Annotated in this window: 18 protein-coding genes and 1 pseudogene; 11 read left to right on the forward strand and 8 right to left on the reverse strand. The window is 65.9% G+C overall.

Annotation, left to right across the window (positions count from 1 at the left end; translation table 11 throughout):
* Positions 1 to 1,713 (forward strand): GMC family oxidoreductase, encoded by a 1,713-nt coding sequence (locus BMX36_RS14090; RefSeq protein WP_093066495.1) that lies wholly within the window; start codon positions 1 to 3, stop codon positions 1,711 to 1,713.
* A gap of 3 nt (positions 1,714 to 1,716) precedes the next feature.
* On the opposite strand, the gene BMX36_RS14095 is transcribed toward BMX36_RS14090, so the two are convergent.
* Positions 1,717 to 2,604 (reverse strand): LysR family transcriptional regulator, encoded by an 888-nt coding sequence (locus BMX36_RS14095; protein ID WP_093066497.1) that lies wholly within the window; start codon positions 2,602 to 2,604, stop codon positions 1,717 to 1,719.
* A 112-nt stretch (positions 2,605 to 2,716) separates the two neighbouring features.
* Between BMX36_RS14095 and BMX36_RS14100 the strand changes: the two genes are divergently transcribed.
* The 5 genes from BMX36_RS14100 to BMX36_RS14120 all read left to right on the forward strand — a co-directional run bounded on the left by BMX36_RS14100 (position 2,717) and on the right by BMX36_RS14120 (position 8,761).
* Positions 2,717 to 4,165, forward strand: a complete 1,449-nt coding sequence (locus BMX36_RS14100; RefSeq protein ID WP_093066499.1) for an aldehyde dehydrogenase family protein — start codon at positions 2,717 to 2,719, stop codon at positions 4,163 to 4,165.
* A gap of 30 nt (positions 4,166 to 4,195) precedes the next feature.
* Complete coding sequence (locus BMX36_RS14105; protein ID WP_093066501.1) at positions 4,196 to 4,942, forward strand: glucose 1-dehydrogenase; 747 nt, start codon at positions 4,196 to 4,198, stop codon at positions 4,940 to 4,942.
* Positions 4,943 to 4,957: 15 nt separating this feature from the next.
* Positions 4,958 to 6,061, forward strand: coding sequence for an NAD(P)-dependent alcohol dehydrogenase (locus BMX36_RS14110; protein WP_093066503.1), 1,104 nt, complete (start codon positions 4,958 to 4,960; stop codon positions 6,059 to 6,061).
* Positions 6,062 to 6,084: 23 nt separating this feature from the next.
* On the forward strand, positions 6,085 to 7,542 hold the full coding sequence (locus BMX36_RS14115) for an aldehyde dehydrogenase family protein (RefSeq protein ID WP_256210818.1): 1,458 nt from the start codon (positions 6,085 to 6,087) through the stop codon (positions 7,540 to 7,542).
* Between the two features lie 76 nt (positions 7,543 to 7,618).
* On the forward strand, positions 7,619 to 8,761 hold the full coding sequence (locus BMX36_RS14120) for a CaiB/BaiF CoA transferase family protein (RefSeq protein WP_093066507.1): 1,143 nt from the start codon (positions 7,619 to 7,621) through the stop codon (positions 8,759 to 8,761).
* A gap of 133 nt (positions 8,762 to 8,894) precedes the next feature.
* Here BMX36_RS14120 and BMX36_RS14125 read toward each other — a convergent pair whose 3' ends face one another.
* From BMX36_RS14125 to BMX36_RS14135, 3 genes are all read right to left on the reverse strand, one after another.
* Positions 8,895 to 11,891, reverse strand: coding sequence for a TonB-dependent receptor (locus tag BMX36_RS14125; RefSeq protein ID WP_093066509.1), 2,997 nt, complete (start codon positions 11,889 to 11,891; stop codon positions 8,895 to 8,897).
* Between the two features lie 225 nt (positions 11,892 to 12,116).
* On the reverse strand, positions 12,117 to 12,971 hold the full coding sequence (locus BMX36_RS14130) for a FecR family protein (RefSeq protein WP_093066511.1): 855 nt from the start codon (positions 12,969 to 12,971) through the stop codon (positions 12,117 to 12,119).
* On the reverse strand, positions 12,968 to 13,624 hold the full coding sequence (locus tag BMX36_RS14135) for an RNA polymerase sigma factor (protein ID WP_218142176.1): 657 nt from the start codon (positions 13,622 to 13,624) through the stop codon (positions 12,968 to 12,970). Before BMX36_RS14135 ends, BMX36_RS14130 begins: the two co-directional genes overlap by 4 nt.
* Between BMX36_RS14135 and BMX36_RS14140 the strand changes: the two genes are divergently transcribed.
* On the forward strand, positions 13,605 to 14,675 hold the full coding sequence (locus BMX36_RS14140) for a phosphatidylinositol-specific phospholipase C1-like protein (RefSeq protein ID WP_177179157.1): 1,071 nt from the start codon (positions 13,605 to 13,607) through the stop codon (positions 14,673 to 14,675). The two genes, BMX36_RS14135 and BMX36_RS14140, sit on opposite strands and share 20 nt — an antisense overlap.
* Positions 14,675 to 15,394 carry an acid phosphatase gene (locus tag BMX36_RS14145; protein ID WP_093066517.1) on the forward strand — a complete coding sequence of 240 codons (720 nt, stop codon included), beginning with the start codon at positions 14,675 to 14,677 and terminating at the stop codon, positions 15,392 to 15,394. Before BMX36_RS14140 ends, BMX36_RS14145 begins: the two co-directional genes overlap by 1 nt.
* A gap of 155 nt (positions 15,395 to 15,549) precedes the next feature.
* Here the strand turns inward: BMX36_RS14145 and BMX36_RS14150 are convergent, their stop codons facing one another.
* The 3 genes from BMX36_RS14150 to BMX36_RS14160 form a co-directional block, all read right to left on the reverse strand.
* Entirely contained in the window at positions 15,550 to 18,297 is a 2,748-nt protein-coding gene (locus BMX36_RS14150; protein WP_093066519.1) for a TonB-dependent receptor, read from the reverse strand.
* A 364-nt stretch (positions 18,298 to 18,661) separates the two neighbouring features.
* Positions 18,662 to 20,188, reverse strand: coding sequence for a CehA/McbA family metallohydrolase (locus BMX36_RS14155; protein WP_093066521.1), 1,527 nt, complete (start codon positions 20,186 to 20,188; stop codon positions 18,662 to 18,664).
* Between the two features lie 231 nt (positions 20,189 to 20,419).
* Positions 20,420 to 22,954, reverse strand: coding sequence for a TonB-dependent receptor (locus BMX36_RS14160; RefSeq protein ID WP_093066523.1), 2,535 nt, complete (start codon positions 22,952 to 22,954; stop codon positions 20,420 to 20,422).
* A 104-nt stretch (positions 22,955 to 23,058) separates the two neighbouring features.
* Between BMX36_RS14160 and BMX36_RS14165 the strand changes: the two genes are divergently transcribed.
* The 3 genes and pseudogenes from BMX36_RS14165 (at position 23,059) to BMX36_RS14180 (ending at position 25,163) form a co-directional block, all read left to right on the forward strand.
* Complete coding sequence (locus tag BMX36_RS14165) at positions 23,059 to 23,685, forward strand: TetR/AcrR family transcriptional regulator (protein ID WP_066779537.1); 627 nt, start codon at positions 23,059 to 23,061, stop codon at positions 23,683 to 23,685.
* Positions 23,686 to 23,788: 103 nt separating this feature from the next.
* Complete coding sequence (locus BMX36_RS14170; protein ID WP_093066525.1) at positions 23,789 to 24,163, forward strand: hypothetical protein; 375 nt, start codon at positions 23,789 to 23,791, stop codon at positions 24,161 to 24,163.
* A 124-nt stretch (positions 24,164 to 24,287) separates the two neighbouring features.
* A pseudogene (locus BMX36_RS14180) lies at positions 24,288 to 25,163 on the forward strand (SDR family NAD(P)-dependent oxidoreductase).
* A 309-nt stretch (positions 25,164 to 25,472) separates the two neighbouring features.
* Here BMX36_RS14180 and BMX36_RS14185 read toward each other — a convergent pair.
* Positions 25,473 to 26,219, reverse strand: a complete 747-nt coding sequence (locus tag BMX36_RS14185; RefSeq protein WP_256210819.1) for a TetR/AcrR family transcriptional regulator — start codon at positions 26,217 to 26,219, stop codon at positions 25,473 to 25,475.
* Between the last annotated feature and the right edge of the window lie 5 nt (positions 26,220 to 26,224).

Consider the following 26,224-nt stretch of genomic DNA (forward strand, 5'->3'; position numbering starts at 1 on the left):
ATGGACAATATTCTCGACACGCGCCGGCTGACCGAAGCGCTGCGCGACCACGCCGCGGGCAGCATCGACCGGCGTGGCTTCATCAGCCGCGCGATGGCGGCGGGCGCCGCATTCGCTCTGGCGGATGCGCTGTGGATCGGTGGCGGCACGGCCTGGGCGCAATCGACCCGCACGGCAGCCGCGCCGCGCGCAGCCGATTATATCGTGATCGGTGCTGGCTCCGCCGGCGCGACGCTCGCCGGGCAGCTCGCCCAGCGCACGGGCGGCTCGGTGCTGGTGCTGGAGGCCGGCCTGTCGGACCAGACGCCGCTTGTCACAGATCCGTCGCAATGGCCAGCCGCGCTCGCCTCTCCCTTCACCAAGACCTATGCGACGACGCCGCAGACGCATGCGCAGAACCGTGTCGTTCCCTATCCGCGCGGCGAGGGGCTGGGCGGCTGCTCCAGCATCAATTGCATGATCTACTGCCGTGGCGCGACGCAGGATTATGACGATTGGGCCTATAACGGCGCGACCGGCTGGGACTGGAACAATGTCCTTCCCGATTACAAGGAGCTGGAGGATTGGCAGGGAGGCGCGAGCGCGCTGCGCGGGGCTGGCGGCCCGTTGCACGTCACGCGCCCCGATCCCGCCAAGGGACATGAGGGCGCGGTAGCGTTCATGGAGGGCGCAAAATCGCTCGGCTATCGCGAAACCGAGGATTTCAACGGCGGCACGCTGGAGGGGCCAGCCTGGGTGAACTTCACCGTCCATGCCGGCAAGCGACAGAACAGCGCCGTCGCCTTTCTGCGCCCGGCGATCGCGGCCGGCGCCAAGCTGACGGTGCTGACCGAAGCGCCGGTGCTGAAGCTGCTGATCGAAAAGGGCCGCTGCGTCGGCGTGCAATATCTTCACGCGGGCAAGCCAGTGACGGTGCGGGCGAACAAGGAAGTGATCCTGTCTGCCGGTGCGATCATCACGCCCAAGCTGCTGACGCTGTCCGGCATCGGCGATCCCGCGCATCTGCGCCGCCTGGGCATCACGCCGGTCGCCGCGCTGCCGGGCGTTGGCCAGAACCTGCAGGACCATGTGCTGGGCGCCGGCGTGAACTTCGAGGCGAAGCGGCCGGTGCCGCCGACCAACTACAATCACTCCGAAGTCTATTTCTGGTCCAAATCCGCGCCGTCGCAGCCGGTGCCGGACATCAACGCGCTCTACGTCAGCGTGCCGTTCGCCACCAAGGAGCTGAACCTCCAGCAGCAGCATGGCTATGCCATTCTTTGCGGCGTGATGCGGCCCAAGTCGCGCGGCGCCGTGACGGTCACGTCGGCCGATCCGCGCGTCGATCCGTTGATCGATCCCAATTATCTGCAGGTCGAACAGGATATGGTGGCGCTGAAGGCTGCAACCGATCTTGCCCGCGCGATCGGCAACAGCGATGCCTATAAGGACATTCGCAAGGCCGAGCTGCTGCCCGGCCCGGCGGCGGACAGCCCGGCAAGCTACCGCGCGTTCCTGCAAAAATCGGTATCGACCTATTTTCACCCGGTCGGCACGGCGAAGATGGGTACCGACGAGGGATCGGTGGTCGATCCGCAGCTTCGCGTTCGCGGTGTGGAGGGGCTGCGCGTCGCCGACGCCTCGGTGATGCCCACGATCACCACCGGCAACACCAACGCCCCCTCGATCCTGATCGGCTATCGCGCCGCCAAGCTGATCGCCGGCCAGGCTTAGGCATCATTCGTCGGCGGTGACGCAGCTCATGAAGTTGCGCACCGCCGGCGGCAGCGGCCCATCGCGGCGGTGCGCGACGACGAGCTGCGCCCGGGGGCCGTCGCCTGCGATCCGCGCGTAGGTGACGCCCTGGGCGTGCAGCTGCCGCATCGACTCGGGCACCAGCGCCACCCCCACGCCGGCCGCGACGAGATTGACGGTGGACGCCATTTGCGGCGCCTCCTGCGCGATACGCGGCGAGAAGCCGGCGTTGCGGCAGGCGGCAATGATGCTGTCGTAAAGCAGCCGTCCGTTGCTGCGCGGATAAAGAATGAAGGGATCGCCGGCGAGATCGACCAGTTCGATGCTCGCGCTGCCGGCCAGCCGATGCCGTGCCGGCAGCGCGACCCACAGATCCTCGTCGGGCAGCCGCCGCGTCACCAACCCGTCCGTCTCGCCGAGTGCCGGGCGCAGGAAGGCAACGTCCAGCCCGCCATCGGTCATCGCCTCCAGCAGCCGCACGGTGGTCTGCTCGACCAGCCGGATCGTGAGGTCGGGATGGCGTTCACGGAAGCGCCCGATGATCCGCGGCACCAGCGGGTTGAACGATGCCGAGCTGGTGAAGCCGATCGTCAGCGCGCCGATCTCACCCCGTGCCGCGCGCTTCGCCGCCTGCGCGGCCTGCTCCGCCGCCGCCACCGCTGCCTGCGCCAGCGGCATGAACGCCTCGCCGGCGTCGGTCAGTTCCACCCCGCGCGTCAGGCGGTGAAACAGTTGCACGCCCAATTCCTGCTCGAGAAGCTTGATCTGCTGGCTGAGCGGCGGCTGGCCGATGCCGAGACGGGCGGCGGCACGCGTGAAATGCCGTTCCTCGGCAATGGCGAGCGCATAACGGAGATGTCGAAGTTCCATATCCAAATCTAATCGAAAATGCCTGAAGCCGCTATTAGACGTTATGGTATGGCCGCACTACCTCCGTAACCAAGCTTATGCCGGCCGAGCGCCGCAGCGGGTCGGAGGATGTATGAAGGTCGATTTCAGCCGCAATTTCATCGGGGGTGCGTGGGTGGACCCGCAGACCGACGCGACGCTGCCGGCGATCGATTCCGCTACCGGCAAGGCATTCGGCGCCATTCCGGACAGCAGCGACGCCGATGTCGATCTTGCGGTACGCGCGGCGCGGCGGGCCTTTGACGAGGGCGCCTGGGGCCGCACCACCGCGACCGAGCGCGGGCGGATGCTGACCCGGCTGGGTGATCTCATCCTGGCCAATGCGGCGGAGCTTTCCGCGATTGAGGCGAGGGACACCGGCAAGCCGAAGAGCGTGGCGGATGCCGATATCGTCGCGCTCGCCCGTTATTTTGAATTCTACGGCGGCGCGGCGGACAAGCTGCACGGCGAAACCATCCCGTATCTCACCGGCTATCACGTCGGCGTTGTACATGAGCCGCACGGCGTAACCGGCCACATCCTGCCGTGGAACTACCCGGCGCAGATGTTCGGCCGCACGCTGGCGCCGTCGCTTGCGGTGGGCAATGCCACGGTGCTGAAGCCCGCGGAGGATGCGTCGGCCAGCGCGTTGCGGCTCGCCGAGCTGGCGGCGGAGGCGGGCTTTCCGGAGGGCGCGCTCAACATCGTCACTGGGCGGGGCGCAACCGCCGGCGCGGCGCTGGCGGCGCATCACGGCGTCGATTTCATGTCCTTCACCGGATCGCCGCAGGTCGGCCAGATCATCCAGAAGCTGTGCGCGGACCATTACATCACCTGCACGCTGGAGCTGGGTGGCAAGTCACCGCAGATCGTGTTCGCCGATGCCGATTTCGACGCGGCGATCCCGGTGATCGTCAAGGCGATCGTCCAGAACAGCGGGCAGACCTGCTCCGCCGGCAGTCGCCTGCTGATCGAGCGATCGGCGCATGACGCCTTTGTCGCACGGCTGGCCGAAGCCTTCGCCAAGGTGCGGGTGGGCGCGCCGGACATGGACCTCGAGTGCGGCCCGATCATCACCGCCAAGCAGCAGGGGCGCGTGCAGGCGTTTCTCGATCAGGCGCGGGCGGATGGCATTCCGGTGCTGGCGGAAGGCGTGCTGGCCGACGGGATCGCCGCCGACGGCTTTTACGTGAAGCCGACGCTGCTTGGGCCGGTGCCGCGCGACAATGTGATCGCGCGAGAGGAGGTGTTCGGCCCGGTGCTGACGGTGCTGCCGTTCGACGATGAGGCGGATGCCGTGCGGCTCGCCAACGATACCGACTACGGCCTGGTCGCCGCCGTCTGGACGCGCGATGGCGGGCGGCAGATGCGCATGGTGAAGAAGGTCCGCGCGGGGCAGGTGTTCGTCAATTGCTATGGCGCGGGGGCGGGCATCGAGCTGCCGTTCGGCGGCGCCGGCAAGAGCGGGCACGGACGCGAGAAGGGCTTCGCCGCGCTCCACGATTTCAGCAAGACCAAGACGATGGTGCTCAATCACGGCTGATCGCGCCGCAAGATTTTCCAGGAGAGTGTAATGGATTTGAACGGCAGAACCGCGCTGATTACCGGCGCGGCGAGCGGCTTCGGCGAGGCGATGGCGCATCGCTTCGCGGCGCAGGGCGTGCGGGTCGCGATCGTCGACCTCAACCTCGACAAGGCGCAGGGCGTCGCCGATGCGATCGGCGCCGACCGGGCCATCGCGCTGCGTGCCGATGTCAGCAAGCGGGCGGATATCGAGGCTGCGGTCGCCGCCACGACCGAGCGGTTCGGCGTGCCCGACATCGTCGTCAACAATGCCGGCTACACCCACAAGAACCAGCCGGCGCTCGAGGTGGACGAGGAGACGTTCGACCGCGTCCTCGCCGTCAACATCAAGGGCATCTACCTCATGGTGCAATCGGTGGTGCCGGCGATGCGCGATAATGGCGGCGGCGTGATCCTGAACGTCGGGTCGGTGTCCGGCATCCGCCCGCGCCCGGGCCTCAGTTGGTATGCCGGGTCGAAGGGCGCGACCAATGTCCTGTCGAAGGCACTGGCGGTGGAGTTCGCGCCGATGAACATCCGCGTCAACGCGATCGCGCCGGTGATGGGCGTGACCGGCATGCTCGCCGACTTCATGGGCATGGCGGACACGCCCGAGAACCGCGGCAAGTTCCTCGCCTCCATCCCGCTCGGCCGGCTGTGCGAGCCGAGCGATGTCGCCGAGGCCGCGCTCTACCTTGCCAGCGCCGATTACATCACGGGCGTCGAACTGCCGGTGGACGGTGGCCGCTCGGTCTGAACGGAGAAGATAGACATGAAGGAAGGCAAAGCAGCCGTTATCCGCGAAAAGGCGTCGCCGCTCGCGGTGGAGACCGTGACGTTCGGCGCGCCGCAGGCGGATGAGGTGCTGGTGCGGATCGTCGGCACCGGCGTGTGCCACACCGACATGGTGGTGCGCGACCAGGGCTATCCCGTGCCGCTGCCGCTCGTCGCCGGGCATGAAGGTGCGGGCGTCGTGGAAGCGGTGGGCGAGAACGTCCGCAACCTGGCGGTCGGCGACCATGTCGTGCTCGCCTTCGGACATTGCGGCGCGTGCGGCAACTGCAAGGCGGGCAAGCCGGGCTATTGCGTCGAATTCTACGACCGCAATTTCAAGGGCGCGCGCATGGATGGCAGCCAGGCCATCTGCGACCACGGTGGCCATGAACTGGGCAGCGCCTTTTTCGCGCAATCCAGCTTCGGCACCTATGCGATCGCCACGGAGCGCAACGCGGTGAAGATCCGCAAGGATGTGCCGCTGGAGATGATGGGGCCGCTCGGCTGCGGCATCTCGACCGGCGCAGGCGCGGTGCTCAACGCGCTGAAGCCGCATGCCGGCGCGTCGATCGCGATCTTCGGCGCGGGTTCGGTCGGGCTGTCGGCGGTGATGGCCGCCGCGGCGATCGGGTGCACGACGATCATCGCCGTCGACCTGCATGACTCGCGCCTCGACCTGGCGCGCGATCTTGGCGCGACGCATGTCATCAATGGCGGCTCGGCCGACGCGGTGGAGGAGATCCGCAAGCTGACCGACGGACGCGGCGCAGAATTCACGCTGGAGTGCACCGGCAATGCCAAGGTGCTGGTCCAGGCGGTGGAGGCGCTCAGCATCCCTGGCATGTGCGGCCTGATCGGCGCTGCCGACATGGGCGTCGCCGCCAGCCTCGACATGAACACCCTGCTGTTCGGCCGCACCGTGCGCGGCATCATCGAAGGGGACAGCGTGCCGCAGGTGTTCATCCCACAGCTAATCGAATTGTGGCGCGCCGGGCGCTTCCCATTCGACAGGCTGATCAAATTCTACCCGCTCGATCAGATCAACCAGGCCATCGAGGATTCAGAATCCGGCCGGGTGCTGAAGCCGATCGTGCGTCCCTGACCATCATCGCAAGGAGAATAGACGTGAGCGCGGATACCATGGAACGCAGCACCGTCACGGTCGATTTCGCCGGCCCTTATGCGCTGTCGATCGACGGCAAGCTGGTCGAGACCAACAAGAGCTTCGACGTCTTCAACCCGGCGACCAACGCAGTGCTGGCACAGGCGCCCGAGGGTACGGCCGAACATATGGAAGCGGCGATCGCCGCGGCGAAGCGCGCCTTTCCCGCCTGGTCGGCAATGGACGCCGATGCGCGCGGCGCGCTGATCGAGCGATATGCCGACGCGCTCGACGCGCACAAGGATGAGCTGATCACGCTCCTGACGCAGGAACAGGGCAAGCCGCGTCATTCGATGGCGACGGGCGAGGTCGAGGCGGCGATTCACTGGGTGCGCGAGGTCGGCAAGCGTCGCCTGCCGGTGGAGGTGATCGAGGACACCGACGAGCATATCGTGGAGGTGCATCACACGCCGCTCGGCGTGGTGGGGGCGATCACGCCGTGGAATTTCCCGGTGCTGCTGGGCCTGTGGAAGGTCGCGCCGTGCCTCGTCACCGGCAACACGATGGTGATGAAGCCGTCGCCCTATACGCCGCTCTGCACGCTGCGCTTCGGTGAGATCGCGCAGCAGGTGTTCCCGGCCGGCGTGCTCAACATCGTCTCCGGCGGCAACGATCTTGGCCAGCAGATGACCGAGCATCCCGATATCGCCAAGATCAGCTTCACCGGATCCACCGCGACCGGCAAGAAGGTCATGGCATCCGGCTCCACCAACCTGAAGCGCATCACGCTGGAACTGGGCGGCAATGACGCGGCGATCGTGCTGGCGGATGCGGACTGGCAGGCGATCGTGCCGACGCTGTTCTGGGCCGCCTTCGGCAATTCGGGGCAATGGTGCATCGCCTCCAAGCGGCTGTACGTGCACCGCTCAATCCATGCCGAGTTCGTCAAGGCGTTCGTGGATTATGCCAAGGACATCAAGGTTGGCGACGGCATGGATCCGGAAACCGGGCTTGGGCCGATCCAGAACAAGATGCAGTTCGGCAAGCTCAAGGACCTGTTCGCCGACGTGAAGGCGAACGGATATGCCGTGCCGCTGGGCGGCGAGATCGACGAGAGCCTCCCCGGCAATTTCGTGCCCGTCACCATCGTTGACAATCCGCCCGAGGACAGCCGCATCGTCAAGGAGGAGCCGTTCGGCCCGATCCTGCCGATCATCGCGTTTGACGATGTCGAGGAGGTGATTGCCAAGGCCAATGACAGCCCATTCGGGCTCGCCGGCTCCGTCTGGGGCCGGGATCGCGACGCGGCGATCGCGGTCGCCAAGCGGCTGGAGACCGGCACTGTCTGGGTGAACGAGATCCACATCCACGGCATCGACGTGCCGTTCGGCGGGCACAAGCAATCGGGCATGGGGGTGGAGAACGGGCAGGAGGGCCTGGCCGAGTTCACCAACACCAAGACTTATATGTTCAAGAAATAGGCGCGGGCGGCGCTCTCCTGCGCGGAGGGCGCCCCGACCGCCAACATGGATTATCAAATGGGGAGGGACGGGAGCCATGCGCCCGCTCGAAGGGATCACTGTCGTCAGCCTGGAACATGCGATCGCCGCGCCGTTCGCGACGCGCCAGCTCGCCGATCTGGGCGCGCGCGTCATCAAGGTGGAGCGGCCCGGCACCGGGGATTTCGCCCGCGCCTATGACGAACGCGTCAATGGCCTCGCGTCGCACTTCGTGTGGACCAATCGTTCCAAGGAAAGCATCGCGCTTGATCTGAAGAGCGAGGCCGGGGTCGAAGCGCTGCGGCGGCTGGTGGCGAAGGCGGATGTGCTGGTGCAGAACCTCGCGCCCGGCGCCACCGCGCGCATGGGCTTCGACGGGCCGACGCTGGCGGAGCGCCATCCGCAGCTGATCGTGTGCGAAATCTCGGGCTTCGGGCAGGACGGCCCGGATCGTGACCGCAAGGCCTATGATCTGTTGATCCAGGCGGAATCCGGCTTCCTGTCGGTGACGGGCACGCCCGACGAGGTGGTGAAGGCGGGCTGCTCGATCGCCGACATCGCCGCGGGCATGTATGCGTACACCAACATTCTCGCCGCGCTGATCGAGCGCGGGCGTACCGGCAAGGGGCGGCACATCGACGTGTCGATGCTGGAGGCGATGGCGGAGTGGATGGGCTTTCCGCTCTATTATGCCTTCGAGGGCGCTCCCCAGCCGCCCCGCACCGGCGCCGCGCATGCCACCATCTATCCTTATGGTCCGTTCGAGACGGCGGACGGCGTGGTGCTGTTCGGCATCCAGAACGAACGCGAATGGGCATCCTTCTGCGACAAGGTGCTGGGCCTGCCCACCTTGATCGCCAATCCGCTGTTCGCGACGAATTCGGCGCGCTCCACCAATCGCGCGGCGCTCGCAGAGACGATCGCGGCGGTGCTGGGCAAGCTGCCGACCGCGCAGGTGATCGACGCGCTCGATGGCGCCAACATCGCCAACGCGCCGGTCAATGACATGGCCGGGCTGTGGTCGCATCGGCAACTGGCGGCGCGGCAACGCTGGCGCGAGGTCGGCACACAGGCCGGGGCGGTGCCCGCGCTTCTCCCGCCGGGAAGGGACGATGCGCGGATGGATCCGGTGCCCGCGCCGGGCGAGCACAGCGCGCGCATCCTGGCCGAGATCGGCATGGCGCCAGACGCCGACGCATGAAGGTGCCCGCGGCGCGCGACAATGGCGTCGCCGCGGGCATTCCTGTTCGTCACGGGCAAGCGCGCCGGCCGAACGCAGAACTTCGGCCACTTGCCTTTGCTACAAAGCTCCTTCCGGATAGCTGGCTGACGGGTCAGAAACTCGCCGTGACGCCGAAGGTGAAGATCCGCCCGCTGTTGGTGTTCACCAGGATGCGATCGGCCTCGATGTCGGTGAATTGCTCGATCGCCTGATTGGTGATGTTGATGCCCTCCATCACGAAGCGCAGGTTCGGCGTCGCGCTGTAGCGGATCTGGAAATCGACATTGTTGGTCGGGCGGATGCCGGTGCCGATATTGGCATTGCCGCCCGCGCCCGTCAGGTAGCGGCTGCGGTAAGCGGTGGAGACTCGGGCGCCGAACCGCTCCGTCTCGAAATAGAGCGTCGCGTTCGCGGCCCATTTCGACAGGTCGTACAATGCGATCCGCTGGCTGACGCCGTTGAACACCGCATTCTGATTCCCGTCGATCCAGGTGCCGTTGGCGTTCACGCCGAAATGGTTGAACGGCTCGGGCAGGAAGGTGAAATCATGCTGTGCGGCCAGCTCGATGCCGCGGATGCTGGCGCCCTCGCCATTGATCGGGCGGGTGTAGTTGTACGGCGTGGTGCCGTCCTGACCTGGCAGCAGCAGCGACACGGGGAAGCCGGTGGCGCTATATGGCACCTGCGACGTCTCCGAGGTGATGTTGCTTTCGATGTCCTTCCAGAAGAAGCCGGCGGATACGAAGCCGTGGCGGCTGGGGTAATATTCGAGGCCAGCCTCAGCCATCGTGGCGCGATAGGGCTGGAGATAGGGGTTGCCGACCGAGACGGTGCCGCCGAACGGCGCGACCGTCAGCGTGCCCGCCGCGGCGAGCTGCGGCAGGCCGGGGCGGTTGACGTTGCGGCTGGCCGAGACGCGCGCGATCAGGTCCGGGCGGATATCAAGCGCGACGTTCAGCGCGGGCAACCAGTCGTCGCTCTTGTTCACCACCGTCACCGGCTCCAGCGTGGTCACGCCGTTGGTGGCCGTGGCGAGCGATCCGCTGGAGGTGAGATCGGTGTGGTAATAGCGCACGCCGGCATTGCCGCGCAGCCGCATCGAGCCAAGGTAGGTGTCGAGATCGAATTGCGCGAAGCCGGCCCAGGTCTTCTCGACGATGCGGAAGTCGCTGCCCGCGGTCAGGTTCGCGCGGGTGAGGTTCCGGTTGTTGCCGAGCAGGGCGTAGATCGCGTCGACGTCGCCGCCGATATACGGGATCAGGCTGTCGCGGTTGATCACGTATTTCATCGCATCCGGCACGGCGCGGTCGCTGGTCGCTGCAGTGCCGTAGAAGATGTTGGTGAGATACTGATAGCCGCTGTTGGTGAAGCGCTTGTACTCGCCGCCCAGCTCAAGCTTCAGGATCGGCGTCAGCTCATAGGCGGCGGTCAGCTGGCCGTTGGTGTAATCGCTGTCGATCGCATTTTCCTGCGTCACCAGCCGCTGCACGTTCCAGTTGGCGGGATTGGTGAGGTCGAAGCCGTAGCTGTTGACCGGCATGTCGGGCCGCATGTCATAGCCGAAGCCGGTGTTGCGCGCCTGAAGGAAGATCTTGTCGAAGGTCGGCTGCACGAACTTCGACTTTTGGTAGCCGGCAAGGCCGGTGATCGTCAGCCGATCGGTCGCCTCCCAACTGGCGTTGGCGACCGCCTGGTAGAAATCGGTCGAGTTGACGACATGGTGGTGCTCGGTGCGCTGGTCGACGCCGGTGTAGGTGGCGGCGACGAGCGAATTGCCCTGGATCGTCGCCGAGCGGATCACCTGCGTGCCGCTGACATTGCCGGTCAGCGCGTTATAGCCGCCGGTCGCAATCGCCCAGTCGTCGCGATCGTCGGCCAGCCGGCCGTAGAGCAGGTCAACGTCCAGCTTGAAGCGGTCGCCGGGGTGATATTGCAGCGCTGCCGTCACGCCGATCCGCTCGCGATCGGTGTACCAGGTTGAGGGCGACTGCGCCTGGGGCGCGAAGATGGTACCGCCGCGCAGCAGCGCGCGCGTGTCGGCGTCGATCTCCGGCCCGATATTGTTCGCGCCGTAGGTGACCTTGCCCCAGTTCCAGTTGCGATAGCCATATTCGTTGTTGCGGATCTTCGAATAGGCGACCGACACCAGCGCGCCGAAATCGCCCTGCCGCTGTGAGAAGAGCCCGACGAGCCGCGGCGTCACGCCTTCGGTGTTGGTGTTATGCTGCGCCTTGGCCGACAGCACGATCTTCTGCCCGTCATAGTCGAAGGGCTTGGCGGTGAAGAGCCCGACGGTACCGGCGATGCCGCCCTCGTCCTGATTGGCGGCGTAGCTCTTCTGGATCGTGACCCGGTTGAACAATTCGGAGGCGAACAGGCTGAAGTCGAAACCGCGCGTGCGGCTGACATTGCCGCGATTGTCCATGCCCGAGGCGGTGTTGCCGAGCACTTCCATGCCGTTGAGCTGGGTGCGCGTGAAGTCCGCGCCGAGGCCGCGCAGGGCGATCTGGCGGCCCTCGCCGGTGTCGCGCGTGATCGCGACGCCGGGCACGCGCTGCAGCGCCTCGGCGAGGTTCAGGTCCGGAAAGGCGGCGATGTCGGAGGCGAGAATATTGTCCTCGGTGCCCACCGCACGGCGCTTCAGGTCCTGCGCGGCGACCAGGCTCTCGCGATAGCCGGTGACGACAATGTCTCCGCCCAGCTCCTCGCCGGCCGGGACGGCCTCCGCCTGCACCGGCGCGGCTTGGGCGACCGGCGCCGCCGCCGCGATCCGCTTCGGCGCGGCCTTCTCCTCGCCGGCGCGCAGCACCATCACGCCGTTGCTCGATACCAGCCGCAGCCCGGTGCCGCGCAGCAGCATGCCCAGCGCAACGCGCGCGGTGTGGCGCCCGCTGACGCCCTGCGTGCGGCGGCCGTTCACCAGCGCAGGCGCGGCGATGACCTGCAAGCCGGTCGTGCTCGAATAGGCCGACAGCGCCGGCGCGAGCGCGCCCGCCGGAATGGCGAAGCTGCGCGTCGCCGCCTGTTCGCTGGGCTGCGCCTGCGCCACTGTCGGCGCGACGAGCGCGAGTGCCATGCTCAGTGCCGACGCACCATGAAACCGCTTCATGTGAAATCCCCCAGAGCGGCGCTCCCGAGCGCCTTACGGGAAGAAGACGGGTGAGGGTGGACGATCCGGACAGAGTTTTTCTGGGGAGTTCGATTTTTCGCACGGGTTGCTTCGCCGGCGAAGGCCGGGGCCCAGTTGGGAAGGCCGGAGTAACGGAGTGCAGCGCCAGCAAACCCGCGTTCCGTAGCTGGGCCCCGGCCTTCGCCGGGAAAGTATGGGATGTGGCTACTTTGCCGCTTCGAGCGACAGCCGACCGTCCTGCTCCCGCACGGTGAAGCCGAACCCCTCGCCGATGGCGCCGAGCAATTGGCGCGGATTGTCCGTCCGGAACCGCCCGAGCACCCTCACCGATGCCAGCGGCTCCGCCGGTCGCGCGATGCGCACATTGCCCTGGCGATCAAGCGCCTCGACCAGATCGTCGAGCCGCATGCCCGCGGTGTCGATCCACCCCTGCCGCCAGTCGGGCAAAGCGGCGTCGAATCGCGCCGGTGCGCTCGCCACGCCGCCGGTGATCGCGCTGCGGTAGCCCGCCCGAACCACTGTGCCAGGCGCCTTGCCGACGGGTTCGAACCCCACCGCGCCGCGGTACACCGCCAGCGCGACCTGCCGCCGCGTGAGATCCACGTCGAACGCCGTGCCCAGCACGCGCGCCTGTCCCGCGCCGGCATAGACGGTGAACGGCCGTGCCTTGTCGTGCCTCACGTCGAAGAAGGCCTGCCCTTGCAGCAGCCGCGCGGTGCGCCGGTCGCCCCGGTAGCTCACCTGCACGCGCGTCGCACCGTTCAATCGCACGGTTGAACCGTCCGCCAAGGTCAGCGTGCCCTGCTGTCCGGCCTTGGTAGCCACCTCCCGCGACCAGCCCGCCGGCACGGCCGGCGTGGACGTCAGCCATGGCCCGCCGACCAGCGCCAACACCGCCGCGGCGCTCGCCGAAGCAACCGCCGCCGTTGCGGTTCGCCGCTTGTGCCGCATCGCGCGCACCTGCTCGTCGGAAAGGCGCCCGAACCTGCTCGCCGCCGCCTGCAGCGCATCATTCAGCGCATTCGGATCGACAGTGGGCTGGCGCGCGGCAGGCATCATGCGCCGTCCGCCATGCTGAAGCCGCGCTTTGCCAGCGCAGTCCGCAGATCGCTGAACGCGCGCACGACGTGCTTTTCCACGGCGCCCAGACTCATGTCGAGACTGCCGGCGATCTCCGCGGTGGTGAAGCCGTCCAACCGCTTGCGCAAAAAGATCTCGCGGCGCAGCGGCGGCATCGTTTCCAGCGCGCGCAGCATGATCTCCACGGCGCGGCGGTACGCGAGAATGCGCTCTGCAGTCGGCTGCGGGCAGATGATCTCCTCGTCCAGTTCGATCGGCGCGCCGCGCCGTGCGGCACGATGATGATCGAGCAGCAGGTTGCGGGCGATGGTGAAGCACAGCGCCTTCACGTCGTTGACGCGCGATGCCGCCTGATAGCCGAGCAGGCGCACGAACGTTTCCTGCACCAGATCGTCGCCGTCGGCATGCTGGCCGACGCGGCCATGGACGAAGCGGCGCAACGCCTGCGTCAGCGCGGCGTCGGGAAAGGCGCCACTCTCGTCGCGATAGATCGCCTCGCCTGCCACCATGCCCTCGCGATGTCCCGTTCGCGGGCGAACTATGAGGGGATCGTGAAGCCAGCGTGACGCACCTGTCACGGCACCGCAATGATTGGCCGCCACCAGCCCGCGCATGTCGCATGTCAGAACCACGCTCGGCCTGATGCTGAGCCTCGCCGCCGCTCCCGCTATCGCCGCCGACAAGCAGGAACCGCTTCGGATCAACGACATCGCGGTGATCGGCACGCACAACAGCTACAAATTGCCGATGCCGGCGGAAACGATGGCAAAGGTCCGCGCCGCCGCGCCGCAGATGGCCGACGCGCTGGATTATGGCCACCGCCCGCTTGTGGAGCAGCTCGATGCCGGCGCACGCCAGCTGGAGATCGACGTCAATTACGATCCGAAGGGCGGCCATTATGCCGCCGGCTCAGCCGATCCGCGGCTGGCGAAGCCGGGCTTCAAGGTGCTGCACATTCCCGGCATCGACAATTCGTCGAGCTGCGTGCTGCTCACCGAATGCCTGACGATCATCCGCGACTGGTCGGCCGCGCACCCGCGCCATGTGCCGATCCTGCTGATGTTCAACGCCAAGGACGAGCGCAACGCCGCGCGCGGCGGCATCGATGCGCTGCCGTTCGACGAAGCGGCCTATGACGCGCTCGACGCGGAGATCCGCAGCGTCCTTGGCCCGGACAGGCTGGTCACGCCGGACGACGTGCAGGGCCGCTACCCGACGCTGCGCGATGCGGTGCTGGCGAACAACTGGCCAACGCTGGAGCAATCGCGTGGCAAGTTCCTGTTCGCGCTCGACGAGCCGCCCGCCAAGGTCGCGGTATATCGCGGCAAGCGCCAGTCGCTGGAGGGACGAGTGTTCTTCATCAACACGGACGAAGCATCGCCCGCCGCCGGCTATCTGACGCTGAACGATCCGGTGAAGGAAGGCGATCGCATCCGCCGCGCCGTCGCGGCGAACTACATCGTCCGAACCCGCGCCGACGCCAACACCCGAGAGGCGCGCGCCAATGACACGAAGCCGCGCGACGCCGCGCTGGCCGGCGGCGCGCAATATGTATCGACCGATTATCTCTGGCCCGATCCCCGCCTTGCCGGCGGCTATGTCGTCGAGAAGCCCGGCGGCATGGTCGCGCGCTGCAATCCCGTCCGCCACCCGGCCGGCTGCGGCGATCTGGAGGCGAAGTGATGCGTCGCCTGTTCCTTCTCGCCGTCCCGCTCGCGCTGACCGCCGCCGATCAGGCGCCGACGCCCTATCTCGCCGGCGCAAAGGTGCCCGATCTGGTGCGCATCCTTCCGCCGCCGCCCGTGACCGGCGATGCGCGGAACGAGGACGATCGCGCCACCTTCACCGAAACGCGCAAGCTCGCCGGCACGCCGCGCTGGAAGATGGCGACGAGCGACGTCACCGACGATCGCTACACCGTCTATGCCTGCGCAATGGGGATGCGGCTCGACGCGGCCAAAGCGCCGGCGCTGGCGCGCGTGTTCGCCCGGCTGGGCGACGGCGGCATGGTTGGCCGCGCAAAATCGACCTTTGCTGTGCGCCGCCCGTATCTGAACCAGCCGGGCGAGATCTGCGAGGCGAAGAGCGATCACCTGGCGGGCAACGGCGACTATCCGTCGGGGCACACCAGCAACGGCTGGCTGACCGCACTGATCCTCGCCGAACTGCTCCCCGACCGCGCGACCGAGATCCTGCAGCGCGGCCGCGAATATGGCGAAAGCCGCTACCTGTGCGGCTCGCACAGCCGCAGCGCGGTGGAGGCGGGGTATATGGCCGGCGCGGTGGTCGCCAGCCAGCTCCATGCCAGTGCCGATTTCCGTGCGGACATGGATGCGGCGCGTGCCGAACTGGCGCGGCTGGCGAAGGATGCGGCGCCCGTCGCCGGATGCGCCGCCAACTAACGGGACTTCCGATCCGTTCGAACGATCTTTCGCGATCGTACTGAGCCTGGCGAAGTACGTGCCCGGAACACGCGCTTCGACAGACTCAGGGCGAACGGATCGGGGATGGCAAGAGGAACGACGGGCCGGCAGGATCTGCCGGCCCGCCTGCCCGATCAGAATTGCGCGCGCAGCCCAAGGCTGATGCGGCTGCCGGAAAATTCGTAGGTGGTCGGGAAGCTCGGGTCCATCGTATAGCCCGTCGTCTTCTCGTTGCCCACGTTGATGCCCTGCAGCTCGACCCGGAAGTTCGGGGTCAGCTGATAGCTGGCTGCCACGTCGAACTGGCCATAAGCATCGCGGTACACCGGGTACATGTTGCGTTCGATGCGCTCCACATACTTGCCCTTGCGATTGTACGACACGCGCAGCGACAGTGGGCCATTTTCGTAGAACATCGTGGCGTTGTACGTCTTGTCGGCAAGGCCGATCGGCGCCGTATCGATGCCAAGGTCTGACTCACCCGTAAGCGAGCTGTCGAGGAAGGTAGCATTGGCGTTGATGCCGAAGCCGTCCGCCCAGTCGGCGAACATGCCGAACGGGATCACCGCGTTCAGCTCGACGCCGCTTACCTTGTACGACCCCTCGGCATTGACCGGCTGATAGACGTCGAAGTCATAAACGCCGTTCACCGAACCGTTGGCGTTGTACACCGTCACGTCCTCAACCACGCCGGTCAGTTCGCTCTGTACCACGCCCTTGATCTTCTTCCAGAAATACGACGCCGCCAGGATGCCACCGCGGCCGAGATACTTCTCGACGCCCACTTCCCATTGATCGGCATAGGTGGGCTTCAGCCCCGGATTGCCATCGGTGTAGCGGTAGCTGCTGTAGCTGGCCGTCCGCTTGTAGGCGAGGTCAGTCAGCGCCGGGCGGATCAGCGTCTGCGAGGCGGCGGCGCGCAGGAACAGCGTGTCGGTCAGCTCGGCATGCGCGTTGAACGAGGGCAGGAACTTCTCGTAGCGGCCCTCGCTCGAAATCGGCTCCGGTGACAGTCCGGTGGTGCCGTTCGGGTTCTGGACCTGGTGGAAGCCGGCCGAGTTGATCGTCGTGCGCAGATAGCGGCCGCCCAGGTTGACGAACACCGGCACCGCCACGTCGAACTCGGCGTCGATCATGGCATAGCCGGCGATCGTCTCCTCGGTGACCTTGTAGTAATTGGCATCGCCGAACGGCGTCACGAAGCCGTCAGGGCGGAAGAAGTCGCGGGCGTAATCGTTTGAGACCTGTGCCCAGCTGAGGTCGCGCGCCTGGTAATCCTTGCCGCCGACGATTTCCGTAACGTTGGTGAGGGGGCTGTCTGCCAGCGTGCGCTTGTTCACGTAAGCGGTGCTGCCGCGCGTCGGGCCCTGGATCTTCTCCTCGCCATATTGGCGCTCGTTCGACTTGTTGGTGTAGCGGCCGCCGAAGTTGAAGCGCTTCAACACCGAATTGTCGAAATTGTAGCTGAGATCGACCTGAGCGGCGTATTTGTCGTCCTCGATCCGCTCGCGCGTCGTCTCATACGCCTCGAACAGATACGATGCTGGCGCATTGTACATGTCGATCGTGCGCGGATTGGCGCTGGGGATCGTCTCGCCGCCATTCTCGGTATAGCGGGTACGCGACGGCGCATAGGCGACGTGCTTCAGATTGGCATAGTCGAGCGTCTTCTTTGCGCCCGAATAGCCGCCCAGCGCATTGATCTTCCAATTGCCGGTGACCCAGTTCATCTCGCCGCCGAACTGGCGATAGTCCGTTCCGTTGAGATATTCCTTGCTGAGGAATTCATGCTGAGTGTTGGTGTAGGACACGTCGCGCAGCACGATCAGCCCGTCCTTCGACAGCGTGGTCGCATCGAATTCGTGGATCGTCTCAAGCGTCGAGTTGCTAGACGCCGAATAGCCCGCGGCGTCATATTCGTCCTCGACGGTGTCGTACGAGCCGACGAAGGCGTCGAAGGCGAGACTGAAATCGTTGCTGGGCTTGTATTGCACGGAGCCCGACAGGCCGAGCCGGTCCTGGTCGTTCTGGTACACGCGGTCGCCGACCTTATCGAGAAACACGATGCGGTTCTTGTCGGCTTCGGTGAAGGTCACGCCGGCGTCGCGCTGCAGCACTGCGATCGCCTGGTTGCGATAGGTCGTGTTGGCGCGATCGGTCCAGCGCGCGATCGGGCGGAAGTTGATCCCCGAGTTCGAATCCGTGCGGTTGGTACGCTGCTGCTTGGCGGCCGAAAACAGCACGCCGAAATCGCCGAAGGTGTTGCTGGCGAGGAACGAGAAATTGGGATCGATCTTCTCTGAGATGGAATTGTACGCGCCTTCCGCGCTGCCGACCAGCCGCATGCCGGGAACGTCGAACGGGCGCGCGGTGCGGATGTAGACGGAACCGGCGATGCCGCCTTCCTCGTCCGATGCGGTGGGCGACTTCTGGACGGTGACCGACTGGACCAGTTCCGAAGCGAAGATCTCGAACTCGACATCGCGGCCGCCCGAACCCGATGCGGTGGCGAGCTTGTTTATCGAGACGAGGGTGAACTCGCTCGGCAGGCCGCGCACGTTGACGCGCGTGCCAAGGCCGCGATCACGCTCGATCGTCACGCCGGGCACGCGCTGCAGCGCTTCGGACAGGTTCTGCTCGGGGAAGTCGGCAATGTCGGTGGCGACGATCGAGTCGGAGAAGCCGATCGTGTCGCGCTTCATCTCAATCGCTTCGGCAAGGCTCTGGCGATAGCCGGAGACGACGATATCCTCCCCTGCGGCATCCTCGCCGGGAACCGCGGCGGGCGCGGTCTGCGCCGCGGCGGGCATGGCGGAGAGTGCGGCGAATGCTGCGCCCAGAAGATATGTCGCACGGATGCGACGAACGAAAAGCTTCGGCATGTGTGACCCTTTTGTTATTTCTCGAAAATTCTGGTGCGGCGCGCTCCGGGCGAGCGCCTGCGGCTTCCGAACGACAGCGTTCGGAATGGCGGCGCTTCTGGTAAGCGTGCAGCGATATCGCGCCGTGCTGACCCGTCGGTCCCCGGCGCTTGCTCCCCGAGCGGCGCGGTGGCGAAAAGTTGTTACGTGCCCGTGACGCGAGCGACGATTGTTCGCTTCACAATCGAATCATCGCTCGGGCGATCTGCGCGTGGTGAGGGGCACGGGCGGCGCTCGCCAGGCGTTCGCCGTCCGTCCTTCCAGCCGTCGGGTAAGGCAAGCGCGTCGATGGCGCTCGCCCCCCGTCACACGCCCTTCGGGGCAGCTACGAACCGAAGTTCACGTACACTGGATTGGTGATCAGAACGCGCTTTCCGCCTTCGCGCACTTCGAACCGGATCCAGTGTCGGCCGCCGTCGCTTGTCCAGGGAAGCGAGGTTTGCCCGTCGGCAAGCGCGTTCACGGTCAGCGCAGGGGAGGGCTTGCCGTCAAGCAATCCGACAAGCGTCGCGCCTTTGCTGCCGCCGGCTTCAATTGTCATCTCCAGCGTCTGGCCGGCGGCGAGCGCGAAATCGTCGCCGATCGTCCCGTCCTTTCCAACCGCGCGGGCCGCAAGGTCGAAGCTGCGGCCGGGCTTGCCGGTCATGTCGATCCAGACATGGCCCGCCGCGATCGCGTCAAGGATCGCGCGTTCGGATAGATTTTCAGCGCGCACGACCGTCGTCGGAAAGCCCACGCCCATCCGGCCAAGCTGCGTGTCGTGATTGTCGCTGCCGCCGATCGCGGTGATGCGGCGGCCCTTGGCTATCTCCGCTTCCCAGATCGCGACATCCTCCATCGGATCGGCACCGGCGAGCTGCTTCCACAGATTGCCCGCGTTCATCACCTCGAACGCATCGACCATGCCGCGCGTCGCCGCCGGCGCGATCCAGCCGCAGCCGCGGCAGCGGTGGTCGTTTGGCGCGCCGGGATGGTTGATCGAGACGAGCGCGCCGGCCTTGTGCGAAGCGTCGATCATGGTCGTCATGTCGGGCATCGTCTTCTCGCCCAGACGGTGATCGACATAGTCGGTGGTGCCGAAGATGTTGGCGTGGCCCTGTTCGGTGGTCATCTCCCGGCCGGGGATCAGCAGCACGTCGTCGTAGAACGGCTGGAGCTCACGCATGGCATTGTAATGGCCGACATTGTTGTGATCGGTGATGGCGATGAAATCGAGCCGGGCGTTTTCCGCCGCATCGACCGTGCGATAGATCGGGCAGGGGATCGAGCGGCCGCGGCGGCTGTCGCAGAAGCCGTCGCTGTCGCCGGTGTGGAGGTGGAGATCGCCGCGATACCAGGCGCGGCCGGCCTTGAGCGGCTCGGGCGAGAAGGTGGAGACAGCGGGCACGTCGCCGGGGCGCCAGAACCAGATTTTGGCGGTGTAGGTGCTGGTCGCGCCTTCGTCGATGTACGAGACGCCGAGGTCGAGCGACCAGCGGCGTCCGCCGATCGGGCCGGCAGTGAAGGACGGGGTGGCGCTGGTCTCGTCCAGCACCACGGCGTGCTTGTTGCTGCCGCTCCAGCCGCGGAAGCGCTCGCCGTCGAACAGGCCGAGATTGATGACCGTCTTGCCGTCGGGCCGCGTGTAGGTGAGCTCGATCGCAATGCGGGTCACGCCCTTCGGCACGGTGAAGGGTACGGCGACGTTGCGCTGATAGTTGGCGCGATCGACCGTGCCGGTGAGGACCAGATCAGGCGCCTCCTTGCCCTTGGCGAGCGGGACCTTGTCCCAGGCGGGAAGGGTTTGGGCGTGGGAAGTGGCCGGGGCCACGAGCGCGAGAGCGAGGAGGGCGCGGCGGAGGATGGCTGGCATCGGAGGAGTCCTTTGGAAGGTCGGAACCCCGCAGCCGGGGTGACGGCGTGTGTCGTGTGGATCGCCTCCCCGGCGAAGGCCGGGGTCCAGTCGGGAAGCCGGGCATCGCTGGCCGCTTCGCCTGCCAACAACGTCCCCCAACTGGGCCCCGGCCTTCGCCGGGGAGGCGCCTTGTTCGTGTTGATCGGATGACAGGCCTGGGCGGGGCATTCGCTGCCCCGCCCATCTGGCTTAGAAGCGGAAGGTCACCGCGCCGCGGAAGCTGCGGCCGAAGATCGAGCGAGCGATGTACACTGCGTCGCCCACTTCCTCGTTCTGGATCGAGCCGGCGCGCGGATTGCCCTCGGTCAGGCCGACCGTGTTGGTCAGGTTGTTGACGTAGAGATTGAAGCTCAGCGCGTCGGTCACGTCGAGGCGGGCGTTGAGATCGACCGTCGCATAGGACGGCAGGTTGATCTGGTTCGCCACGTCCGCCCAGCGCTGGCCGTAATAGGAGATGTCGGATTCAAGCCGAAAGCGGTTGTCGAACAGGTTGATGCCCGGCGTGATGCGGAACTGGTGCTCCGGCACGCGGATCAGCCGGTTCTTGGAATAATCAAACTCGCGCCCATTGGCGTCGCGATAGGCGAAATCGGTGAAGCGCGCATGCTGGTAGGTGTAGTTCGCGTGGACGTCGAACCACGGCACCGGCCGCCACGTACCCTCGACCTCCGCGCCCCAGGTCTCCGTGTCGCCGAACACGGTGTTGAGGACATACTGCCCCGACGCATTCTGGCGATAGTCGCTGATCTGATAGCTTTCGTAGATCGTGCGGAAGCCGGTGACGAACAGGTTGAAGTTGCGCCGATCGAACTTCAGGCCGACTTCCTGAAAGTTCATCTGCTGCGTCACCGGGGCCTGGGTCGGGGCGCCGAAGAAGCTCGACACGCCCGGAAGGCGGAAGGTGGAGGTGTAGCGGGCGAAGGCGCCGAAGCTCGGCTGGAACTGGTAGTTCACGCCGACCGACCAGGCGAGATCGTCGTTCGAACCCTTCCATGGCGTGAACACGCCATTGCCGACAAGCACCGCATTGTCGGCGACCGTCGGGCTTTGGCCCAGGTTCGCTGTGCGCGAGCCTTCGCTGATGCCGCTAACGCTGACCTGTTCCCAGCGCAGCCCGCCGTCGAGGCGCAGCTTGTCAGTGATCTTCCACTCGTCGGACGCATAGAGCGCGACCGAGCGCGAGGTGCCTGATGACCAGCCGAACTCGCTGCCGTAGCCGAGCACGCCGCCCTCGGTCAGCATCGTGCCTGGCGCGCCACCCGCGCCGGGCAGTACCGCGTCGAGCAAGGACGCGTTGTTCTTCACGTCGGTGAGGATCGAGGCCGAGGTGGCGCGGTAATCCTCATCGACATGGGCGTAATAGAGGCCGAACGCGACATCGTGCTGGCCGCCGGCCTGGAACGTCTTCTGCAGGCGCGTGTCGCTGATCACCTCGCTTTCGGGCACGGTGAAGGAGCGCGCGAGATTGAGCAGCACCAGCCCGTTGCCATTCTGGTTGGCGGCAAAGGCGCCGCTGCCGTTGGTGTAGCTGAGCCCCAGCGGCGTACCGGACGGCAGGCCAAACGTGCCGCGCAGCGAGGTGAGCACATCGGCATAAGTGAAGATCGAGCGCGGGGTGATGCTGTTGCGCTTCTGATAGCTGTCGCGATAGCGCAGGCTCTGCACCAGGCTGAAATCCTCGCCCAGCTCGAAGCGGCCTTGCATCGTCACCTGGGTGATCTTGGCCTTGTTGGCGACGCCCGCGTCGAAATCATAGGCGCCGGTGGGCGTGCGGAAGCTGAAGTAGCGCGTCTCCGGCCCGGCGATCGTGTCGTTCAGCGCGTCAAAGCCGGGGACGCCGACGGGATCGCCATCCTCATTGTTGACGAAGGGGGTGACCATTGCGTTCTCGACCCGCTCGTCGAGATGCTTGACGCTGACCATGAACGAGCCGCCGTCCCATTCGGTGGACAGCGTGCCGCGGATCTGGCCGCCCTCGCCGAGGCGGTAGCCGGTGTGCCGCTGACCGTCCGAAATGCGGTAGAAGCCGCCGACGAAGAAATTCCAGCCGGTGTTGGCGATCGGGCCGCCGATCCAGCCGTCGACGCGGTGGGCGTTATAGTCCGCACCCTCATAGCGGACGAGGCCTTCCAGCGTGTCGCCGCCGCGCCGCGTGATGAAGTTCACCACCGCGCCGGGCGCATTGGAATAGAACAGCGACGACGGGCCGCCGCGCACCACTTCGACGCGCTCCAGCGACTGGTCGATGCGCAGCGACTGGTCGCCGTTGAGCCAGCCGAGGCCCGGATCGTGCTGGATGGTGATGCCGTCCTCGAGCAGCGCGACCTGCGAATAGCCATCCGTCGGGATACCGCGGACGCGGATGTTGCCGCTGGTCTCGCCCGACGAGCTTTCGACCCAGAAGCCCGGCACGTTCTTCAGCGCCTCGCCGACGCCGACCGGCGCCTTCATCTTCAGCATCTCCGACGAGATGGTGGAGATGGCGTAGCTCGCCTCCACCTTGGCCTGGTTCTCGTTGCCGGCGCGCGCGGTGACGATGATTTCGCTGCCGCTTTCCGGATCGCTGGCCTGCGCGCCGCCGGTGCCGCGCGCCGGCTCGTTCGCCGGGATCGCAGCGCCGTCCTGCGGCTGGTTGCTGGTCTGCGCCCACGCGGGCGCGGCGACGGCGAGCGCGATCGTTGCCGTCGCACCCAGCAAGGTGCGACGCAGAGGAGGAACGAACATGATGATAGACCCCTTTGCCTTTGTATGAGGCGGCCATATGATAGCGATCGCTATCAGTTTTATGACACTTCGGTTCCGGTTTGATGGCAGCAGGGAAGATGGGCTTGGCGACACACAGAAAGCCGGTGCAGGCGCGTGCGCAGCGCACCTATGATGCGCTGCTGGATGCCGCAGGCGTGTTGCTTGGCGAAGTGGGGATCGAGCGCATCTCGACCAATCTGATCTGCGAGCGCGCCGGCATGAGCCCACCGGCGCTCTACCGCTATTTCGACGACAAATATGCGGTGATCGGCGCACTGGCGGAGCGGCTGATGCTTCGGCAGAACGTGGCGATGCAGGCGTGGGTCGCGCGCTATGCCGATGCCGGGCTGGCGGTGCTCGCGGATCGGACGGTGGAGCTGCTGCGCGAGATGCACGCGATCACCAGTGCGGAGCCGGGCGCGCTATGGATCATGCGATCGCTGCACGCGGTGCCGAACCTGACCCCGATCCGCTTGTTCTCGCACAATCTGGTCACGGACCTGCTGACGGATTTGTACCACGTCTATCTGCCGCATGTGGACCGGGCGCTGCTGCGACGGCGGACGCGCCTGTCGGTGGAATTCGCTTATTCCCTTGACGAGATGTTGAAGGAAGAAGCGGTCGATGTCGAAGGAACCTTCGAGGACGCCCACTTCGTCTTCAAGGCGATGTTCACTTATCCCGATTACCAGCTGCCGGCACGTATCTGACAGGTCAGCTATGCGTCATCGATGGATCCCATCCGCGACCATGAGAGCGTTCGTCCGGTCTGTCCTGTTCGGCGCTATCGCGGGAGCAGCACCGTTTCTGCTCATGTCAACGATGCTCGTGCTCATCGGGCTTCCCCGCGCATTGACCGATAGCCGCGAGTTCGCGGCCATGCTGATGCTGTGGACAGCGCCGCTTGCCGTGGCTCTGCCAATCGTCACGTGCGGCAGCATCTTCATCGGCCTTCCGGTGGCGGCGATGCTGAGGCGGCGGGGCGCGGAAAACGCCATTTCCTATGGCAGCATCGGTGCTGCCTCCGGCGGAGTTCTGACTGCGGCCCTCGTATTCGTACTGGAAGTGTTCGACGGCTATTGGTTGACGCTTCTTGGAGCCATTGCTGGCGCTGTCACCGCGTTGACCTGGTGGCGATCGCGATCGCGATACGGTGATGCCTCGGGCAAGCGCCTTTCCAAGCATTGAGGGCTGCAACGCAGGCCAGCTAAGCCAAATGGCTTAGCTGGCGTCCGAGCAGCGAAAGGCCTAGCATCGCGACGACAAACCGTCCGGCAAGGATGGAGCCTAGGGGAGGGATGCTGTGAAAGACATGCGCGGGAAGACTGCCTTCGTCACCGGCGGCGCGAGCGGGCTGGGGTTCGCAATGGCGCAGGCCTTCGGCGGGGAAGGCATGAACGTCATGATCGCCGATATCGAACCCGAGGTCGCCCGCACCAAGGTGGAGGAACTGCGCGCCCGGCAGATCAGGGCCGAATGGGTCTAGGTCGACGTCACCAGCCGGGATTCGATGCGCAAGGGCGCGATCGAGACGATCGCCAAGTTCGGCAAGGTGCACCTCGTCGCCAATAACGCAGGCATCGGTGCCGGCGGTCCGCTGGGCAGCGTGCCGGAGGGTGACTGGGACTGGGTGATCGACGTCAACCTGAAGGGCGTGGTTTATGGCGTCGAGGTCTTTGCTCCGCTGATCGAGAGCCACGGGGAGGGCGGCCACCTCGTCAACACCGCCTCGATGGCTGGGCTCATCAGTCCGGCGGGAATGGAACCGTATTGCGCCAGCAAGTTTGCTGTCGTGGCGATGAGCGAAGGCTGGCGCCAGCAACTGGCGCCGAAGAACATCGGCGTTTCGGTGCTGTGCCCCGGCCTGGTGAGCACCAACATCTATGCGGGCCGACGAAATCGCCACAATGCGGTCTATGGCGAAAGCGGCAGGGACTTTGGCCAGGCCGATATCGACCGGCAGCGTGAGTGGATGGCCGGGGGCATCGACCCGCTGGTCGTCGGACGCCGTGTCGTGGAGGGGGTCAGGGACAATGACCTGTATATCCTGAGCCACGTCGAATATGAACAGGTGGTGCGCGAGCGCTTCGAACAGATCATGGCCGCTTTCGCGAAATCGAAGCAGAGCGCCGCACTGGGCACGCTCCCGAAGGATCGTCGCCTGGATGTGGTAAGCGTCGGCCCCTGACCTGTCGGCCGGCTCGATTACAACAAGCCGGATCACCTCCGGTGAGGAGTTGAACCGGCGACACGGACGGGGCGGCTTGGCTCTCGATCGGCGGCTCATCCAGCTCCGCTCAAGCAGCGCCGCCTACTTTGCCTCCTCCGCAGCGAGCACCGCGAGTGCCAATCCGAGTCCGTCGCGCGAACCGCGCGAGTTCGGTCGGTGTTACCGCTGCCCGTGTCCTCTCGCTCTCGCATTAGAGTAGAATGCGCGGCGCCCTTGATTGGCATGCGATCGTGCTCGGCTATCGTCCGGTGAACAATGCTTACACGATCAACAAGCGCGTTTCGCATGCGCCACGATCACTCGCTCGACTGTTTCGTCGTCCAGTTCGAGTTGCCCGTCGATCAGCAGCATGGCCAGCCCATGTGCAATCGACCAGCATTGCAGTGCAAAGACGCGCGGCTCGATCTCGGGTGGTGCGAGCGCCACGGCATTCGCCATCAGGAAGCGCATCGCATCGGTCGGCATCTCCGTTGGATCGACAGCCTCGCTGCGCAGGGGGGTAGCGAAGATCAGCCGGAACAGCGCTGTGTTCTCCAGCGCGAACCGAACATATGCGGCACCCGTCGCGTTGAAGCCCAGCGAGCCGCCGCCCGCCGCGTTGAAGGCTGCATGTTGCGCCTTGCCGAGCATGTCGAGCCCGGCGGATGCCAGCGCAGCCATCAGTGCCGCCTTATCGGGAAAGTGGCGGTAAACCGCTGTCGGGCTGACGCCGACCTGGCGTGCGACCTCGCGCAGCGACAGGTCTTCGGCGTTGCGCGTGGCCAGCAGCGCCAGCCCCGCTTCAACCAGCGCGGAACGAAGCTCGCCATGATGGTAGGAGCGTTTGATGGATGTTGACACTGTTATCATTAAGCCTATGTTGACGCCGTGCACATCTCGCATTGGAGAGTCGCCATGGCAAGCAAAGCTGAGACCATCATTCGCAATACCGTTGGTGCAGGCATCAATTTGTTGGCCGATTTCAACCGCAAACGGCTCCCCAAGACCAAACACCCGTTCCTCACCGGCATTCATGAACC

It is taken from the genome of Sphingomonas sp. OV641 (assembly GCF_900109205.1).
In the GTDB taxonomy this organism is placed as follows: Bacteria; Pseudomonadota; Alphaproteobacteria; order Sphingomonadales; family Sphingomonadaceae; genus Sphingomonas.

What these genes read in the sequence shown, in the direction of transcription:
- BMX36_RS14145 (WP_093066517.1), top strand. Translation starts at nt 14,675, where the DNA reads ATGCGTCGCCTGTTCCTTCTCGCCGTCCCGCTCGCGCTGACCGCCGCC.
- BMX36_RS14105 (WP_093066501.1), top strand. Translation starts at nt 4,196, where the DNA reads ATGGATTTGAACGGCAGAACCGCGCTGATTACCGGCGCGGCGAGCGGC.
- BMX36_RS14170 (WP_093066525.1), top strand. Translation starts at nt 23,789, where the DNA reads ATGTCAACGATGCTCGTGCTCATCGGGCTTCCCCGCGCATTGACCGAT.
- BMX36_RS14125 (WP_093066509.1), bottom strand. Translation starts at nt 11,891, where the DNA reads ATGAAGCGGTTTCATGGTGCGTCGGCACTGAGCATGGCACTCGCGCTC.
- BMX36_RS14130 (WP_093066511.1), bottom strand. Translation starts at nt 12,971, where the DNA reads ATGATGCCTGCCGCGCGCCAGCCCACTGTCGATCCGAATGCGCTGAAT.
- BMX36_RS14160 (WP_093066523.1), bottom strand. Translation starts at nt 22,954, where the DNA reads ATGTTCGTTCCTCCTCTGCGTCGCACCTTGCTGGGTGCGACGGCAACG.
- BMX36_RS14120 (WP_093066507.1), top strand. Translation starts at nt 7,619, where the DNA reads ATGCGCCCGCTCGAAGGGATCACTGTCGTCAGCCTGGAACATGCGATC.
- BMX36_RS14140 (WP_177179157.1), top strand. Translation starts at nt 13,605, where the DNA reads ATGTCGCATGTCAGAACCACGCTCGGCCTGATGCTGAGCCTCGCCGCC.
- BMX36_RS14155 (WP_093066521.1), bottom strand. Translation starts at nt 20,188, where the DNA reads ATGCCAGCCATCCTCCGCCGCGCCCTCCTCGCTCTCGCGCTCGTGGCC.
- BMX36_RS14150 (WP_093066519.1), bottom strand. Translation starts at nt 18,297, where the DNA reads ATGCCGAAGCTTTTCGTTCGTCGCATCCGTGCGACATATCTTCTGGGC.
- BMX36_RS14185 (WP_256210819.1), bottom strand. Translation starts at nt 26,219, where the DNA reads ATGAATGCCGGTGAGGAACGGGTGTTTGGTCTTGGGGAGCCGTTTGCG.
- BMX36_RS14095 (WP_093066497.1), bottom strand. Translation starts at nt 2,604, where the DNA reads ATGGAACTTCGACATCTCCGTTATGCGCTCGCCATTGCCGAGGAACGG.
- BMX36_RS14090 (WP_093066495.1), top strand. Translation starts at nt 1, where the DNA reads ATGGACAATATTCTCGACACGCGCCGGCTGACCGAAGCGCTGCGCGAC.
- BMX36_RS14110 (WP_093066503.1), top strand. Translation starts at nt 4,958, where the DNA reads ATGAAGGAAGGCAAAGCAGCCGTTATCCGCGAAAAGGCGTCGCCGCTC.
- BMX36_RS14100 (WP_093066499.1), top strand. Translation starts at nt 2,717, where the DNA reads ATGAAGGTCGATTTCAGCCGCAATTTCATCGGGGGTGCGTGGGTGGAC.